Annotated in this window: 12 protein-coding genes; 4 read left to right on the top strand and 8 right to left on the bottom strand. The window is 67.2% G+C overall.

Annotated features, from left to right (window positions below; translation table 11 throughout):
* Positions 1–3 precede the first annotated feature (3 nt).
* From ACZ5Z2_RS02400 to ACZ5Z2_RS02390, 3 genes are all read right to left on the bottom strand, one after another.
* Positions 4–1,236, bottom strand: a complete 1,233-nt coding sequence (locus ACZ5Z2_RS02400; RefSeq protein ID WP_464760387.1) for an acetylornithine/succinylornithine family transaminase — start codon at positions 1,234–1,236, stop codon at positions 4–6.
* Positions 1,237–1,316: 80 nt separating this feature from the next.
* Positions 1,317–1,919 carry an LON peptidase substrate-binding domain-containing protein gene (locus ACZ5Z2_RS02395; protein ID WP_464760386.1) on the bottom strand — a complete coding sequence of 201 codons (603 nt, stop codon included), beginning with the start codon at positions 1,917–1,919 and terminating at the stop codon, positions 1,317–1,319.
* Between the two features lie 15 nt (positions 1,920–1,934).
* Positions 1,935–2,753: an SDR family oxidoreductase gene (locus ACZ5Z2_RS02390; protein WP_464760385.1), complete on the bottom strand. Its 819-nt coding sequence runs from the start codon at positions 2,751–2,753 to the stop codon at positions 1,935–1,937.
* A 234-nt stretch (positions 2,754–2,987) separates the two neighbouring features.
* Between ACZ5Z2_RS02390 and ACZ5Z2_RS02385 the strand changes: the two genes are divergently transcribed.
* A complete protein-coding gene (locus tag ACZ5Z2_RS02385; RefSeq protein ID WP_464760384.1) occupies positions 2,988–3,956 on the top strand; it encodes a glycosyltransferase in 969 nt (322 codons plus the stop codon).
* Positions 3,957–3,980: 24 nt separating this feature from the next.
* On the opposite strand, the gene mpl is transcribed toward ACZ5Z2_RS02385, so the two are convergent.
* Both mpl and ACZ5Z2_RS02375 read right to left on the bottom strand, forming a co-directional pair.
* Positions 3,981–5,336: a UDP-N-acetylmuramate:L-alanyl-gamma-D-glutamyl-meso-diaminopimelate ligase gene (gene mpl, locus ACZ5Z2_RS02380; RefSeq protein ID WP_464760383.1), complete on the bottom strand. Its 1,356-nt coding sequence runs from the start codon at positions 5,334–5,336 to the stop codon at positions 3,981–3,983.
* Positions 5,337–5,510: 174 nt separating this feature from the next.
* Entirely contained in the window at positions 5,511–6,095 is a 585-nt protein-coding gene (locus ACZ5Z2_RS02375) for an adenylate kinase (RefSeq protein WP_464760382.1), read from the bottom strand.
* A gap of 132 nt (positions 6,096–6,227) precedes the next feature.
* Between ACZ5Z2_RS02375 and ACZ5Z2_RS02370 the strand changes: the two genes are divergently transcribed.
* Entirely contained in the window at positions 6,228–7,496 is a 1,269-nt protein-coding gene (locus tag ACZ5Z2_RS02370) for a 6-phosphofructokinase (RefSeq protein WP_464760381.1), read from the top strand.
* An 82-nt stretch (positions 7,497–7,578) separates the two neighbouring features.
* Here the strand turns inward: ACZ5Z2_RS02370 and ACZ5Z2_RS02365 are convergent, their stop codons facing one another.
* From ACZ5Z2_RS02365 to ACZ5Z2_RS02355, 3 genes are read right to left on the bottom strand one after another with little or no spacing between them, the layout of a single operon-like run.
* Positions 7,579–8,151 (bottom strand): relaxation protein, encoded by a 573-nt coding sequence (locus ACZ5Z2_RS02365; RefSeq protein ID WP_464760380.1) that lies wholly within the window; start codon positions 8,149–8,151, stop codon positions 7,579–7,581.
* Positions 8,152–8,189: 38 nt separating this feature from the next.
* A complete protein-coding gene (locus ACZ5Z2_RS02360) occupies positions 8,190–9,602 on the bottom strand; it encodes a phospholipase effector Tle1 domain-containing protein (RefSeq protein WP_464760379.1) in 1,413 nt (470 codons plus the stop codon).
* Positions 9,603–9,616: 14 nt separating this feature from the next.
* The gene (locus ACZ5Z2_RS02355) at positions 9,617–10,141 is read right to left on the bottom strand and encodes a hypothetical protein (RefSeq protein ID WP_464760378.1); all 525 of its coding nucleotides are present in this window, start codon (positions 10,139–10,141) and stop codon (positions 9,617–9,619) included.
* A 365-nt stretch (positions 10,142–10,506) separates the two neighbouring features.
* Here ACZ5Z2_RS02355 and ACZ5Z2_RS02350 point away from each other — a divergent pair, with 365 nt between their 5' ends.
* Together ACZ5Z2_RS02350 and ACZ5Z2_RS02345 are read left to right on the top strand one after the other, a co-directional pair.
* Positions 10,507–12,537, top strand: a complete 2,031-nt coding sequence (locus tag ACZ5Z2_RS02350) for a sodium-translocating pyrophosphatase (protein ID WP_464760377.1) — start codon at positions 10,507–10,509, stop codon at positions 12,535–12,537.
* A 262-nt stretch (positions 12,538–12,799) separates the two neighbouring features.
* Positions 12,800–14,926, top strand: coding sequence for a prolyl oligopeptidase family serine peptidase (locus ACZ5Z2_RS02345; RefSeq protein WP_464760376.1), 2,127 nt, complete (start codon positions 12,800–12,802; stop codon positions 14,924–14,926).
* The last annotated feature ends 86 nt before the right edge of the window (positions 14,927–15,012 follow it).

The raw sequence follows: 15,012 nt of genomic DNA, 5'->3' as shown, positions 1-15,012 counted from the left end.
TGCTCAAGCCTGTGCGAAGGCGCTCAACGCCGCATGCAGGCGATCGAGGCCCTCGGCCACTTCCTCGTCGTTGATCGTCAGCGACGGCACGAAACGCAGCACGTCCGGGCCGGCCTGCAGCAACAGCAGGCCGTGCGCGGCGGCATGATCGAGAATCTCGCCAGCCTTGCCCTTGTACGCCTCGGCCAACACGGCGCCGATCATCAGGCCGCGGCCACGCACCTCGCCGAACAAGCGCAACTCGCCGTCGATGCGCGCCAGACCAGCACGCAGCGCATCCGCCTGCCGCGCCACGTTCGCCAGCACGTCCGCCGAACCCAGCTTGCGCAGCGCCACGCGCGCCACTGCGGCCGCCATCGGGTTGCCGCCGAAGGTGGTGCCGTGCGCGCCGTACTGCATCACCTCGGCCACCTTGAGGCCGGCCAGCATCGCGCCGATGGGGAAGCCGCAGCCCAGCGCCTTGGCGAGCGTCACGATGTCCGGCTGCACGCGGTCGTGCGCGTGTGCGAACAGCGCGCCGGTACGGCCCATGCCGCATTGGATCTCGTCCAGCACCAGCAGCGCGCCATGCGCATCGCACAGCTCGCGCACGCGCCTGAGGAAGCCCGGCGCGGCCGGCACCACGCCACCTTCGCCCTGCACCGGCTCCAGCATCACCGCGGCGACGTCGCCGGCGGCGAAGGCGGCTTCCAGCGCGTTCGCATCATTGAAGTCGAGGTAGCGGAAGCCAGCCGGCAGCGGCTCGTAGCCTTCCTGGTACTTGGGCTGCGCGGTGGCGGTGACCGTGGCGAGCGTGCGGCCGTGGAACGAGCCCTTGAAGGTGACGATGACGCGCTGCTCCGGCGAGCGCCCCTGCGCGGCCGCCCACTTGCGCACCAGCTTGATCGCCGCCTCGTTGGCCTCGGCGCCGGAATTGCACAGGAACACGCGTTCGGCAAAGCCGCTGGCCTGCACCAGCTCCTCGGCGAGTCGCAGCGGCGGCTCGGTGTAGAACACGTTGCTGGCGTGCCACAGCTTGCCGGCCTGCGCGGCGAGCGCGGCGAGCAGGTCGGGATCGCCGTGGCCCAGCGCGTTCACCGCGATGCCGGCGCCGAAGTCGATGAAGTCGCGCCCTTCGGCATCCCACACGCGCGCGCCCTTGCCGTGGTCGAGCACCACCTCGCGCGGCTTGTACACCGGCAGCCAGTAGCGCTTGCCGAGGCCGATCAGGGACGCGGGCGAATCGTGTTGCGGCATGTGGGGCACTCCAGGGGGAGCCGCCATTATCCACGCCTGCACGCCACTCACGCATCGAGGGGCGGATCAGGTTTTCCGGGTCATGCCTTCTGGAATCGCGGCAGGATGTCGCGCAGTTCGGCCAGGCGTTGCAGCGGATCGGTCAGCTCCAGCAACCGCTGGCGTTCGTCGCCGCCCAGCGGCAGCAGCTCGGCCAAGCGGAAACCCAGCCAGCGCGCATCGTCGTAGCATTCGCGCGGCGCCTGTTTCCAGTGCGGCGCCATCGCCTCGACCAGTCGCTCGGCGATCGTTTGCAGCAACGCGAGTTCCACCGGCACCGGCGCGGGCGCCTCTTCCGGCCACCACTCCACTTCGCCGCGCAATTGGCCGTCCGAACGCGCCCGCGTGCGGCGCACCCGGAAGCGCTGCCCACCCTCGGCCACGATGCCGAGCAGGCCATCGGCGCCATAGTTGAAATCCACGACGCGCGCCAATGTGCCCACCGCCGCCGGCAAAGCCGGCTCGCCCACTTCGCGCCCGGCGAGGATCAGGCAGACGCCGAAGCCGCTGCCGTCGCGCGTGCATTCGCGCACCAGATCCAGGTAGCGCGGCTCGAAGACGCGCAGCTCCAACCGGCCGCCCGGATACAGCACGGTGGACAGCGGGAACAGCGGCAGTTCGGCGCGGGAGGATCGGCCAGCCATGCGCGGCGCGGGAACTCAGCCGAGGAAAAGGTCGGGCAGCAGCGGCTGGCCCGGCTGCACCGCGTAGCGGTCGAAATCGCGCACGCCGTTCTCGCGCAGCACGTCCTCGTCAATGGCGAACTGGCCGGTGTACTCGCGCGATGGCCGGACGAGGATGGCGTGCGCGGCATCGGCCACGATCTCCGGCGTGCGGCAATGCTCGGGTTTCACGCCGTCGATCATCGCGATGGCCGCGGTGGCAATCACCGTGCGCGGCCACAGCGCGTTCACCGCGATGCCCTGCGGCGCGAACTCCGCGCTCATGCCCAGCACGCACAGGCTCATGCCCATCTTGGCGATGGTGTAGGCGGTGTGCGGCGCGAACCATTTCGGGTCGAGCGTGGGCGGCGGCGCCAGCATCAGCACGTGCGGGTTCACGGCCTTCTTCAGGTAGGGCAGGCAGGCCTGGGTGACCAGGAAGGTGCCGCGCGTGTTGACCTGGTGCATCAGGTCGAAGCGCTTCATCGGCGTGCCTTCGATACCGGCCAGCCAGATCGCGCTGGCGTTGTTCACCACGATGTCGATGCCGCCGAAACGCTCGGCCGCCTGCGCCGCCGCGGCATGCACTTCGGCTTCCTCGCGGATGTCGCACTGGATCGCCAGCGCGTGGCCGCCGGCCTGCTCGACCTCGGCCGCCGCGGTGTGGATGGTGCCTGGCAGCTTGGGGTTGGGCACGCCACTCTTGGCGGCGATCGCCACGTTGGCGCCGTCGCGCGCGGCGCGCAGCGCGATGGCCAGGCCGATGCCGCGCGAGGCGCCGGTGATGAACAGGGTCTTGCCGGAGAGATCGCTCATGCTGGGATCGGATTGGCCAGGGTCGCCGCAGGATATCGCGTCTGGCCGTTCATTCACCGGCTGCTTTCACCACGCATCAACGCTGCGGCACAATCGCCGTTTCGCCCGGAATGCAGCACCCGGTCAGGCCCGTACGCCAGGCGGGCGGGCTTTGGACGCCGCCAAGGGTTCGGGCCGTTCAGCTCCGGCTCCGTGGATTCCCCCGCCTCCCCATCGGCAATACGCTTCCAGGCCATGCACAGCGCTCCGCATCCGCAACCTTTGATCTCCGTGGCGATCAGCGTCTACAACGGCGCCAGGTTCCTGCCGCCGCAAATGGATTCCATCCTGGCGCAGCAGGATGTGCGGATCGAGGTGGTCGCGGTGGACGACGGCTCCAGCGACGAAAGCCTCGCCATCCTGAACGCCTACGCAGCCCGGGATCCGCGCGTCCGCGTGCATGCCAACCCCGGCAATCTCGGGCTCACGCGCAGTTTCGAGCGCGCCATGTCGCTTTGCCGCGGGGAGTACCTCGCGCCCAGCGACCAGGACGACGTCTGGCTTCCGGCGAAACTGTCCCGATTGCTGGCGGCCATCGGCGACCGCGACATGGCCTACTGCGACTCGCTCTACATCGACGAGGCCGGCGCGCCGACGGGCCGGCGCGTTTCCGACGATGTCGAAATGCTGCGCGGCGCGAACCCGATGCAGTTCGTCTTCGCCAACTCGGCATCCGGCCACGCGATGCTGCTGCGGCGCGGATTGTTCGAACGTGCATGCCCGCTGGTGCCTGCGCTCTACTACGACTGGCAACTGGCCCTGTACGCAGCGGCCAGCGCCGGCATCGTCCACGTCGACGAGCCGCTGGTGCAGTTTCGCCGGCACACGCAGGCCTTTTCCGCCATCGGCAAGGCGGCGCCTGCCAGGCTGGCCAATCGCAATCTGGTCTGGTTCGACGAGCGCGGGTTGCTGCTGCGCGCATGGATGGCCAGCAAGCTCGGCGACACCAGCCGCGCCAGCCGCATGCTGCAGGCCATCGAGCACGCATACCAAGGATCGGGAAACCTGCCGCTGCTTGCCGCCGTCTGGAGGGAGCGCCGGGCGATGTACCCCGATCGGCAATGGCCGGCGTTCGCCGCGGTCAAGTTGTATAGCCGGCTGCGTCGCAAGCTGCGCCGGGCGCGCGCCGAAGCGGGCAATCCAGAAGGCCCTCGCCTGGCCTGATGGGCAGCGCGGGAACCCGTTCCCTCAGCGCGCAAGCAACTCGACGAAGCGCCGTGGTGCGCTTTCGAAACCGCCGTTGGACATGAACACCACGTGGTCGCCAGGCTGCGTTTTCGCACGCAAGGCCGCGAGCAGAGCATCCACGCTTGGCGCGGTGCTGCCTCGCCCCTGCAGCGCATCGGTGACACGTTGCGCGTCCCACGGCAATTCGGGCCGGTGCAGGAACAGCACGCCGTCGGCATCGGCCAGCGAAGGCGCCAGCGCCTCGGCGTGCGCGCCTAGGCGCATCGAGTTGGAGCGCGGCTCCAGCGCCACCAGGATGCGCGCCTCGCCCACCCTGGCGCGCAGGCCCGCCAGCGTGGTGGCGATGGCGGTGGGATGATGGGCGAAATCGTCGTACACGCGCACGCCGCCCACTTCGCCCACCAGCTCCATGCGCCGCTTCACGCTCTCGAAGCTGGCGAAGGCGGGCAGCAAGGCGCGCGGATCGGCGCCCGCCGCGGTTGCCGCAGCCAGCGCAGCGAGTGCATTCATCACGCTGTGGTTGCCCAGCAGCGGCCAGCGCACTTCGCCCAACCGCTCGGCGCCACGATGCACGGCGAAGGTGGAGCCGTCCGCCTCGATCAATTCCGCCCGCCAGTCACCGCGGCCGATGCCGAAGGTCTCCACCGGGGTCCAGCAGCCCATCGCCAGCACTTCGGCGAGATGTCCGTCGTGCGCGTTGACGACCAACCGGCCGTTGCCCGGCACCGTGCGCACCAGGTGGTGGAACTGGCGCTGGATCGCCGCTACGTCGGGAAAGATGTCCGCGTGGTCGTATTCGAGGTTGTTGAGGATGGCGATGCGCGGGCGGTAGTGCACGAACTTCGAGCGCTTGTCGAAGAACGCGCTGTCGTACTCGTCCGCCTCGATCACGAACGGCTTGCCATCGCCCTTGCGCGCGGAAACGCCGAAGTTGCCCGGCACGCCGCCGATCAGGAAGCCCGGTGCCATGCCCGCTCTTTCCAGCAGGTGCGCCAGCAGGCTGGTGGTGGTGGTCTTGCCGTGCGTGCCGGCTACGGCCAGCACGTCGCGGCCCGGCAACAGCGTCTCGCCCAGCCACTGCGGGCCGGAGATGTAGCGCAGCTGCGCGTCGAGCATGTACTCCACGGCCGGGTTGCCGCGCGTCATCGCGTTGCCCACCACGACGAGATCGGGCGCGGGCTTGAGGTGCTCGGCCCGGTAGCCGTCCATCAGGCGGATGCCCAGCGCTTCGAGCTGGGTGCTCATGGGCGGGTAGACGTTGGCGTCGGAGCCCTCGACGGCGAGGCCGAGCTCGCGCGCCAGCGCGGCGACGCCGCCCATGAAGGTGCCGCAGATGCCGAGGATGTGCAGGCGCATGTCGTGGAATCCGTCTCTCTCGCCGATGCTTGCTCCCCTCTCCCGGCGGGAGAGGGGCTGGGGGTGAGGGTACGGGACTTGCGGGGAAGCGGGACTTCGCGGGCCGGACTTGTTCGCTCCGACCGCCCCTCACCCCGGCCCTCTCCCCGCAGGGGAGAGGGAGAAAAGGCGGGCTCAGCCGTTGGCGGCTGCCGTCTCGGCCTTGAGCGCACGCTTCACGCGCGCGGTGACTTCGTCCAGCTCGCCCACGCCGTCGACCACCTGCAACTTGCCGCACCTGGCGTAGAAATCCGCCACCGGTGCGGTCTGCTCGGCGTAGACCTTGAGCCGGTCGCGCACCACGGCCGGATCGTCGTCCTTGCGGTGCTCGGCGGCGTAGCGGATCTCGCAGCGGGCGATGATCGCCTCGTTCGGCACCTCCAGCTTCACCACCGCGTCCAGCGGCTGGCCGATGCGGGCCAGCAGATGGTCGAGCGCATCGGCCTGCGCGAGGTTGCGCGGGTAGCCGTCGAGGATGAAGCCGTTCTTCGCGTCGGGCTGAGCCAGGCGCTCTTCCAGCATGGCGAGCAGGATGTCGTCGGAGACGAGCTTGCCGGCGTCCATCACGGCCTTGGCCTTGAGCCCGGTGGGCGTGCCCGCGGCCACGGCGGCACGCAGCATGTCGCCGGTAGAAATGTGCGGCACGGCCAGTTCGTTCTTCAGCCGGGCGGCCTGGGTGCCCTTGCCCGAACCGGGCGCGCCGAGTAGCACGAGTCGCATATCGCTCCGCAATGGCGGCAGACGGCCGCCGATTCCCTGGGAAATGGGTTCCACGTTAGCGTTTGCAGCCAGTTATAGTCAAACGAAAGTCGTCGCGCGCAACGCTTCGCACCCACCATCGGAGACCACGCCATGCCGATCCGTCGCCCCGTCCAAGGCAAGCTGCTCTACGCCCAATCCGGCGGCGTCACCGCCGTCATCAACGCCACCGCGGCCGGCGTGATCGAGGCGGCGCGGGCGAAGGGCGTGCAGGCCTACGCCGCGCACAACGGCATCCTCGGCGCGCTGCGCGAAGACCTGATCGACACCGGCAAGGAATCGAAGACCGCGATTGCGGCATTGCGCCACACCCCGGGCGGCGCGTTCGGCAGCTGCCGCTACAAGCTGAAATCGCTGGAAGCCAACCGCGCCGAGTACGAGCGGCTGATCGAGGTGTTCCGCGCGCACGACATCCGCTGGTTCCTCTACAACGGCGGCAACGATTCCGCCGACACCGCGCTCAAGCTCTCGCAGATCGGCAAGGCGATGGGCTACGACCTGCGCTGCATCGGCGTACCCAAGACGGTGGACAACGACCTCGCCGTGACCGACTGCTGCCCCGGTTTCGGCTCGGTGGCGAAATACACGGCGATCTCCGCGCTGGAAGCCAGCCTCGACGTGGCCTCGATGGCCGAGACCTCGACCAAGGTGTTCATCCTCGAGGTGATGGGTCGCCATGCCGGCTGGATCGCCGCCGCTGCCGGCCTCGCCGGCAACGGCCCGGACGAGGCGCCGCACCTCATCCTGTTCCCCGAGAACGTGTTCGACGAAGCCGCGTTCCTGGCGAAGGTGAAGGCTACGGTGGAGCGCGTGGGCTGGTGCACCGTGGTCGCCTCCGAAGGCATCCGCAACGCCGAGGGCCAGTTTCTCGCCGATGCCGGCACCCGGGACGCCTTCGGCCACGTGCAGCTCGGCGGTGTGGCGCCCACGCTGGCCGCACTGGTGAAGCAGAAGCTCGGCTACAAGTACCACTGGGCGCTGCCTGACTACCTGCAACGCTCCGCGCGGCACGCAGCGTCCAAGGTGGATGCCGAACAGGCGTATGCCGTGGGCAAGGCCGCGGTGGACTACGCGCTGGCCGGCATGAACGCTGTGATGCCGGTGATAACCCGCACCAGCGACGCGCCCTACCGCTGGAAGATCGAGCCCGCGCCGCTGGCGAAGATCGCCAACCGCGAGAAGAAGATGCCGAAGGGCTTCATCACCCGCGACGGCTTCGGCATCACCGCCGCCGCGCGGCGCTATCTCGCGCCGCTGATCGCGGGCGAAGCGCCGCTGCCCTATGGCACGAATGGCCTGCCGCGCTACGTCGCGCTGAAGAACGTCGCCGTCGCGCGCAGACTGCCCGACTGGCGCCCCTGATCCGGCGAACGTGAAACGGCGAAGGCCGCACTGCGAAGTGCGGCCTTCGTGCTTCAGCCGTCGGCGCATCGCGCAATCACGGTCAACGCGGCTTGACCGGCAGGTACTGACCCCGCTCGCCGTAATGCGCGTGCTTGCCATCCACGTTCGCGCACAACTGGCCATTACCGCAGAGCACCACATCGGCGCTGTTGTAGGCCCGCATGAGTTCGGCGGATACCTGGTTGTCCCGGATCACGCGCACGTAGCGCGTCGACAACCATGCGCCGCCGCCAAGCAGCAACGCCAGGGCGGCCAGGACGGTGGCCGAGGTCTTCCAGATCAAGCGTCGATGCAGGCTTTGCAGCTGGCCGATCTGCCCCGCCAACGCCTGCGCGGCCCGCGCGACTTCCGCGTTAGCAGCATCCATGCTCTGCCTGTACGCACCCAGCGATTGCCCGAGCCCGCTGCGTACCGTGTCGGCCATCTCGCCCGGCAGGGTCTGCAGCAGATCATGGGTTGCGCCCCTGACCGCAGAGGGCAATTGCTGCGCCAGGCCGTGCAGTACCTCGCCCAGCTCCTGGAGCCGTGCGTCGATGTGCGCGCCGCGGCGCTCGTACTGCACCATCAGGGTCGCGGTCTTGTCGATCAGTGCGTTCAACTCTTCCATCTGCATGGCGCGGCTTCCTTGGCTGGCGGCTTCGACGGTGCGATTCAGAACGACATGGCCGGGCCGGCCGGCTGCACTGCCTGCTGATGGACGGCTTGCGGCATCGGCTGCTGCTCCAGCCAGGAGGCCTGGGCCACAGCATTCGCCAGCATGCCGCGACCGGCCTCGCCAAAGGCCAGCATCCCGTTCTCCCGACTGAAAGCCCCCCAATCGTTGGACTGCCCCGCCGCCAGCAGGCGGTCGAGCTGCGCCGACAGGACGCAGGAGGGCGCTTGCTGCGGTTGATCCGGGAGGACGGGTTGCATGCCCGTGTCTATGCGCTGCCGCTGGAATTGCTTGTTCAACGATTCATCGCGCGGCTCGGCATTGAGCGGATCGGCCACCTGCTTCGCTTCCGACTTGGGCACCAGCAATTCGTTGTAGCCATCGTGGCTGAGCCGGTCGACCTTGGGCGCGAGCCGGTACAGCAGCATGCCGTCTTCCGAACGATGCACCACGTCCAATCGCGGGTCGTCCGGCGCCGCCTGACGCTGGAGAAACGGACGGTCGCTCAACCCGTTGAGGTAATCGACCATCAGGTTTTCGCTGCGAATGGCCAAGCCGTCGCGGTGATAGCTGCCGCCGACGTCGGAATGCGCACCCGCTACGGTCACGCCCAAGAAGCGCCCGTCCGGCGTCATGCCCGGATCGATGATGCGATCGGACTTGAACAGCCCGCGCCGCTCGTCCGCAGCCGTGATCTGGATGCCTGAAATCACCGATGGCGGCAGGCGCCGGTCGTGGTGCTTCACCGGATCGCCGGTGCCCACCGGGTCGAACAGCCCCACCGCCTGCGCCACCTGACCGGGCTCGATCAGCGGCGGGCGAGTGTATTCCACATGGGTGATCCGGTGGTGGCTGTCGTAGGTGTAGTGCGCACCCATCGGATCCTGGATGCCGCGCTCCTGCACGATGCGCGCAAACCCAGCCGCCTGATCGCTACCACGGCTAAAGCCGATGTCGACCACGCGGATTTGGGCATCAGGGTCGGCCTGTTTCCAACGCCATGCCTGGTCGGTGAATTTCTTGTACATCTCCTCGACACGCGCGTCATAAGTGCGGCCGTTCATGCCATCAAACGTTCGTGCGAGGAACGCATCCTCAGTACCCGGGCCTGGAACATAACCGCGATCGATGTGTTCGTTCCCCGAGAGCCTTAGCGCCTCGATCTGATCATCGATCTTGCCAACATTGGTCTCATGGGCTGGATCCTTGAACTTGTCGTTGCCTGTGCCATCGAAGGATGCAACGTACAGATACTCACGCGGATTGTTCGCATGAACGAAAACAGGAGCATCAAACTCCGACAGCTCTGCGCGAGCGTCCACGTAACTCTGCAATCGTTGCGCATCGGCTTTGTAGTACGGCACGCCATCATCGCGAATTCCATCTGCGTCGAGCTTGTCTTCATGGGTCATTCCATACCCTCCGATCAATAGGTGTGCGTCCAGACAAGAAACCGATCATCTCGTCCATAGCTGAGTTTTTTTCCTGGAATCTGCTCCGTCTTGGTGGGAATCAACATCCACGTGAATACGTTGATGGTGTGGTCGTTCACTTCCAGGAAAATATCCGGCTCACCCGCCACCGGGCCGCTGAAAAAATCGGCCATGTCGGATTTCGGCACCTTGTGCCAGATCAGCTGTTCTTTGAAGATCTTGGCTATATCAATCTCGGACTCGTGCTTTGTGCCATCCAGTGACGTCCACCGAACAACGGCAGGGGACGGAAAGTTCTCGATGCCTATGAACCCTGCATCCCATTTTTCCCGGTAATTCGGTGAAGGTGGAGCCGGCGATGGCCTGTCGATGCTGAAGGGCGCAAACTGCTTGTGGTTGTACACCACGCTGCAGCTCAAGGTGTTGTAACAGGCCGCTCCAAAATTGTGTTCCGCGAACCGCAACGGCACGGCATGCGTTTCAGGCGGCGGCTGGATGGTGTCGGTCTGGGTGGACATGGCGGTTTGGCATCCTGTCGTCAGCAAAACGAAGGCAACGGGAAGCAGGGAACTGCGAAAGCGTGGCATCGGACTCTCCCTCGTCGATCCTGCATGGTTCGGCCTGCTCGGCCGCAGCGCCGCCTTTTCGCCGCGGCTTGCATGGAGGGCAAGTATGCCGCGCCATCCATGCGAGCCGATGTCGCCGCGTCACACTTCGCGCGTAGGGATAATCCGACATCGCGACTCCAGGCCTCGATGCAGGTTGCCGAGGTACGGCCGCCTCTCCATGCGTTGCGCCGCACAACAGGTTGTCCGCGAGGCTCTGCCTATACTCCCCTCGACCGCCCGTTCCGGACGGCCATTACAACCATGGGGAGGCTCCGATGCTGCAGCAGTTTGGCTGGTGGATCGTGCTCGCGTGTGCGGTGGTGGCAGTTTTGTATGGTGCCTTGTCGGCACGCTGGGTTCTGGCGCGCTCGCCGGGCAATGCACGGATGCAGGAAATCGCCACGGCGATCCAGGAAGGCGCGCGTGCCTATCTCAATCGCCAGTACGGCACGATTGCCCTGGTAGGCGCACTGTTGTTCGTGCTGATCGGCTTCTTTCTCTCCTGGGCCACCGCAGGTGGCTTTCTGATCGGCGCCGTGTTGTCCGGTGCGGCCGGCTACATCGGCATGAACGTGTCGGTGCGCGCCAACGTGCGTACCGCCGAAGCCGCCCGGCAGGGCCTGGGGCCGGCGATGGACGTGGCGTTCCGTGGCGGCGCGATCACCGGCATGCTGGTGGTGGGCCTGGCACTGCTGGGCGTGGCCGGCTACTGGCTGATCCTCAAGCATGCGGGCGTGGCGCACGAAGCCGCACTGCATGCGCTGGTAGGCCTGGCCTTCGGCAGCTCGCTGATCTCGATCTTCGCGCGCCTGGGCGGCGGCATCTTCACCAAGGGTGCCGACGTGGGCGCCGACCTGGTGGGCAAGGTCGAAGCCGGCATCCCCGAGGACGACCCGCGCAACCCGGCGGTGATCGCCGACAACGTGGGCGACAACGTGGGCGACTGCGCGGGCATGGCCGCCGACCTGTTCGAGACCTACGCGGTGACGGTGATCGCCACCATGCTGCTGGGCGGCCTCACGCTGACCAATGCCGGCAGCACCGCCGTGCTGTATCCGCTGCTGCTGGGCGCGGTGTCCATCATCGCTTCCATCATCGGCACGCTGTTCGTGCGCGTGAAACCCGGCGGCTCGATCATGGGCGCGCTGTACAAGGGCGTAGCGGTGTCGGGCGTGCTGGCGGCGGCGGCGTTCTGGCCGATCACCATGCAGCTGATGGGCGGCTTCAGCTACGGCGCGATGAACTTGTGGCTCTGCGCGCTGATCGGGCTGGTGCTCACCGGCGCCATCGTGTGGATCACCGAGTACTACACCGGCACCGACTACAAGCCGGTCAAGCACATCGCGCAGGCCTCCACCACCGGCCACGGCACCAACATCATCGCGGGCCTGGGCGTGTCGATGAAGGCCACCGGCCTGCCGGTGGTGGCGATCTGCGTGGCGATCTGGGGTGCCTACGAGCACGGCGGCCTGTACGGCATCGCCATCGCGGCGACCTCGATGCTGTCGATGGCCGGCATGATCGTGGCGCTGGACGCCTACGGCCCGATCACCGACAACGCCGGCGGCATCGCCGAGATGGCCGACCTGCCGCCGGAAGTGCGCGGCGTCACCGACCCGCTGGACGCGGTGGGCAACACCACCAAGGCGGTGACCAAGGGCTATGCCATCGGCTCGGCTGCGCTGGCGGCGCTGGTGCTGTTCGCCGACTACACGCACAACCTCGCGGTGAACCATCCGGACACCACCTACAGCTTCGACCTCTCCGACCACATGGTGATCATCGGCCTGTTGATCGGCGGCCTGATCCCCTACCTGTTCGGCGCGATGGCGATGGAGGCGGTGGGCCGCGCCGCGGGCGCGGTGGTGGAAGAAGTGCGCCGCCAGTTCCGCGACATCATCGGCATCATGGACGGCACCGGCAAACCGCAGTACGACAAGGCGGTGGACATGCTCACCAAGTCGGCGATCAGGGAGATGATCGTGCCTTCGCTGCTGCCGGTGATCGTGCCCATCGTGGTGGGCCTGCTGCTGGGGCCGAAGGCGCTGGGCGGCGTGCTGATCGGCACCATCGTCACCGGCCTGTTCGTGGCGATCTCGATGACCACCGGCGGCGGCGCGTGGGACAACGCCAAGAAGTACATCGAGGACGGCCACCACGGCGGCAAGGGTTCGGAGGCGCACAAGGCCGCCGTTACCGGCGACACCGTGGGCGACCCCTACAAGGACACTGCGGGCCCCGCAGTGAACCCGCTGATCAAGATCATCAACATCGTGGCGCTGCTGATCATTCCGCTGCTGCACTGAGCGATCCGGCACGGCGACAGGCCCCGTTCGCGGGGCCTGTCGCTTTTCGGATACCTGACTTCAGCCACAGGCGCACGCCGCACGGCATGCCCACACTTGAGGTTGCACCGGCTTTGTCCGTCATCCCAACGCAGGCCGGGATCCAGTGACCGTATCGCCCGAACAAGCGTAGCCGCTACTGGATCCCGGCCTGCGCCGGGATGATGAGCTTAAAGAGCACCAGCATCCCTCAAATCTTCCGCCGCACACCCAAGGAGCTTCCATGACTTCCAAGACCTCCCTCTGGCTCGCCCTCGCGCTGGGCATCACCGTGGGTGGCGCTGGCATCGCCCAGGCCGCCGAGCAGACTGCCGGCAGCGACGACCCCTATCTCTGGCTGGAGGCTACCCACGCCCCGCGCGCGATGGACTGGGTAAAGGCGCAGAACGCGATCACCGAGAAGGCTTTCGCCAGCTCCGCCGACTTCGACCGCACGCGCAACCAGATCCTCGAAGTGCTCGATTCCGACGCGCGCATCCCCTACGTGAGCCGCATGGGCGAGTACCTCTACAACTTCTGGCAGGACAAGTCGCATCCCCGCGGCCTCTGGCGCCGCACCACGCTGGCCGAATACCGCAAGGCCGATCCCAAGTGGGAAACCGTGCTGGACGTGGACGCGCTCAACAAGGCCGAAGGCAAGCGCTGGGTGTTCAAGGGCGCTCAATGCCTGAAGCCCGCCTACACACGCTGCCTGCTCTCGCTGTCGCCCGACGGCGGCGATGCGGTGGCGGTACGCGAGTTCGACACCACCGCCAAGTCCTTCGTGAAAGGCGGCTTCGAGCTGCCGATTTCCAAGACCGAGGCAGGCTGGATCGACGAAGACCACATCTACGTCGGCACCGACTTCGGCCCCGGCTCGATGACGCAATCCAGCTATCCGCGCATCGTGAAGGAGTGGACGCGCAACACGCCGCTTGCCGCCGCAACCACGGTGTACGAAGGCAAGCCCAGCGACCTCGCGGTGAGCGCCTACCACGACCGCACGCCCGGCTTCGAGCGCGACTTCGTGCAGGTGGCCACCGACTTCTTTCACAGCGACACCTACCTGCGCAAGGACGGCAAGCTGGTGAAGCTGGACGTGCCCAGCGACGCCAGCGCTGATGCGCACCGCGAATGGCTGCTGGTGACGCTGCGCTCGCCGTGGACGGTGGGCGGCGTGACCTACCCCAATGGCGCGCTGATCGCCACCAGGTTCGACGACTTCATGGCCGGCAAGCGCGCCTTCACCGTGCTGTTCAAGCCCGATGCGCACACCGCGCTCTCCAACTACGCGTGGACGCGGCACCACCTCATCCTCGACGAACTGCACGACGTGCAGAGCAAGCTGGAAGTGCTTACCCCTCCAGGAAATTCAGCAACCGCTGGCGACTGGCAGCGCGAAGCCATGCCGGGCGCACCGGCGATGAGCACGGTGGAAGTGGTCGACACCGACCCCGACCACAGCGACGAATACTGGCTCACCGTCACCGGCTTCCTCACCCCGCCCACGCTGGAACGCGGCGTGCTGGGCCAGGGCGCGGCCGAGACGGTCAAGCACCAGCCCGCCTTCTTCGACGCCTCGAAGTTCGACGTGAGCCAGCACTTCGTCACCTCCAAGGACGGCACCCGTGTGCCCTACTTCGAGATCGCGCCCAAGGACATGAAGCTCGACGGCAGCCACCGCACCCTGCTCTACGGCTACGGCGGCTTCGAGGTCTCGCTGCAGCCGTTCTACAGCGGCAGCATCGGTCGTGCGTGGCTGGATCGCGGCGGCGTCTACGTGATCGCCAACATCCGCGGCGGCGGCGAATACGGCCCGGCCTGGCACCAGGCCGCGCTGCAGGCCAACCGCCCGAAGGCCTACCAGGACTTCGCCGCGGTGGCGGAAGACCTGGTGAAGCGTGGCGTCACCTCCGCCAAGCATCTCGGTGCCGAAGGCGGCAGCAACGGCGGCCTGCTGATGGGCAACATGCTCACCCAGTACCCGCAACTGTTCGGCGCCATCGCCTGCGAGGTGCCGCTGCTCGACATGAAGCGCTACACCCACCTCGACGCCGGCGCCTCGTGGATCGCCGAATACGGCAACCCCGACGACCCGCAGCAGTGGGCCTTCATCAAGACCTTCTCGCCCTACCAGAACCTGCACAAGGGTACGCACTACCCGCCGGTGCTGTTCTACACCACTACCAGCGACGACCGCGTCGGCCCCGCGCAGGCGCGCAAGATGGCCGCGAAGATGGAAGGCATGGGCATTCCCAACGTGTGGTTCTACGAGAACCTGGAAGGTGGCCACGGCGCGGGCGCGGACAACAAGCAGTCGGCGCACATGCACGCGATGGTGTACGACTTCCTGTGGGACAAGTTGCAGTAAGCCGCTTCGGCATGGAGCACGCGTGAGCCGGCTTGGGCCGGCTCACGTCGTTTCGAGGGTCGTGAAGTAAGCTTGCCGGAGTCCAC

Source organism: Rhodanobacter sp. G1 (genome assembly GCF_055397855.1).
The sequence above is the reverse complement of the archived record's forward strand: the minus strand, read 5'-3'. Positions and strand labels throughout refer to the sequence as shown.

Coding starts and splice junctions, on each gene's coding strand:
- ACZ5Z2_RS02400 (WP_464760387.1), bottom strand. CDS start 1,236: ATGCCGCAACACGATTCGCCCGCGTCCCTGATCGGCCTCGGCAAGCGC.
- ACZ5Z2_RS02395 (WP_464760386.1), bottom strand. CDS start 1,919: ATGGCTGGCCGATCCTCCCGCGCCGAACTGCCGCTGTTCCCGCTGTCC.
- ACZ5Z2_RS02390 (WP_464760385.1), bottom strand. CDS start 2,753: ATGAGCGATCTCTCCGGCAAGACCCTGTTCATCACCGGCGCCTCGCGC.
- ACZ5Z2_RS02385 (WP_464760384.1), top strand. CDS start 2,988: ATGCACAGCGCTCCGCATCCGCAACCTTTGATCTCCGTGGCGATCAGC.
- mpl (WP_464760383.1), bottom strand. CDS start 5,336: ATGCGCCTGCACATCCTCGGCATCTGCGGCACCTTCATGGGCGGCGTC.
- ACZ5Z2_RS02375 (WP_464760382.1), bottom strand. CDS start 6,095: ATGCGACTCGTGCTACTCGGCGCGCCCGGTTCGGGCAAGGGCACCCAG.
- ACZ5Z2_RS02370 (WP_464760381.1), top strand. CDS start 6,228: ATGCCGATCCGTCGCCCCGTCCAAGGCAAGCTGCTCTACGCCCAATCC.
- ACZ5Z2_RS02365 (WP_464760380.1), bottom strand. CDS start 8,151: ATGCAGATGGAAGAGTTGAACGCACTGATCGACAAGACCGCGACCCTG.
- ACZ5Z2_RS02360 (WP_464760379.1), bottom strand. CDS start 9,602: ATGACCCATGAAGACAAGCTCGACGCAGATGGAATTCGCGATGATGGC.
- ACZ5Z2_RS02355 (WP_464760378.1), bottom strand. CDS start 10,141: ATGTCCACCCAGACCGACACCATCCAGCCGCCGCCTGAAACGCATGCC.
- ACZ5Z2_RS02350 (WP_464760377.1), top strand. CDS start 10,507: ATGCTGCAGCAGTTTGGCTGGTGGATCGTGCTCGCGTGTGCGGTGGTG.
- ACZ5Z2_RS02345 (WP_464760376.1), top strand. CDS start 12,800: ATGACTTCCAAGACCTCCCTCTGGCTCGCCCTCGCGCTGGGCATCACC.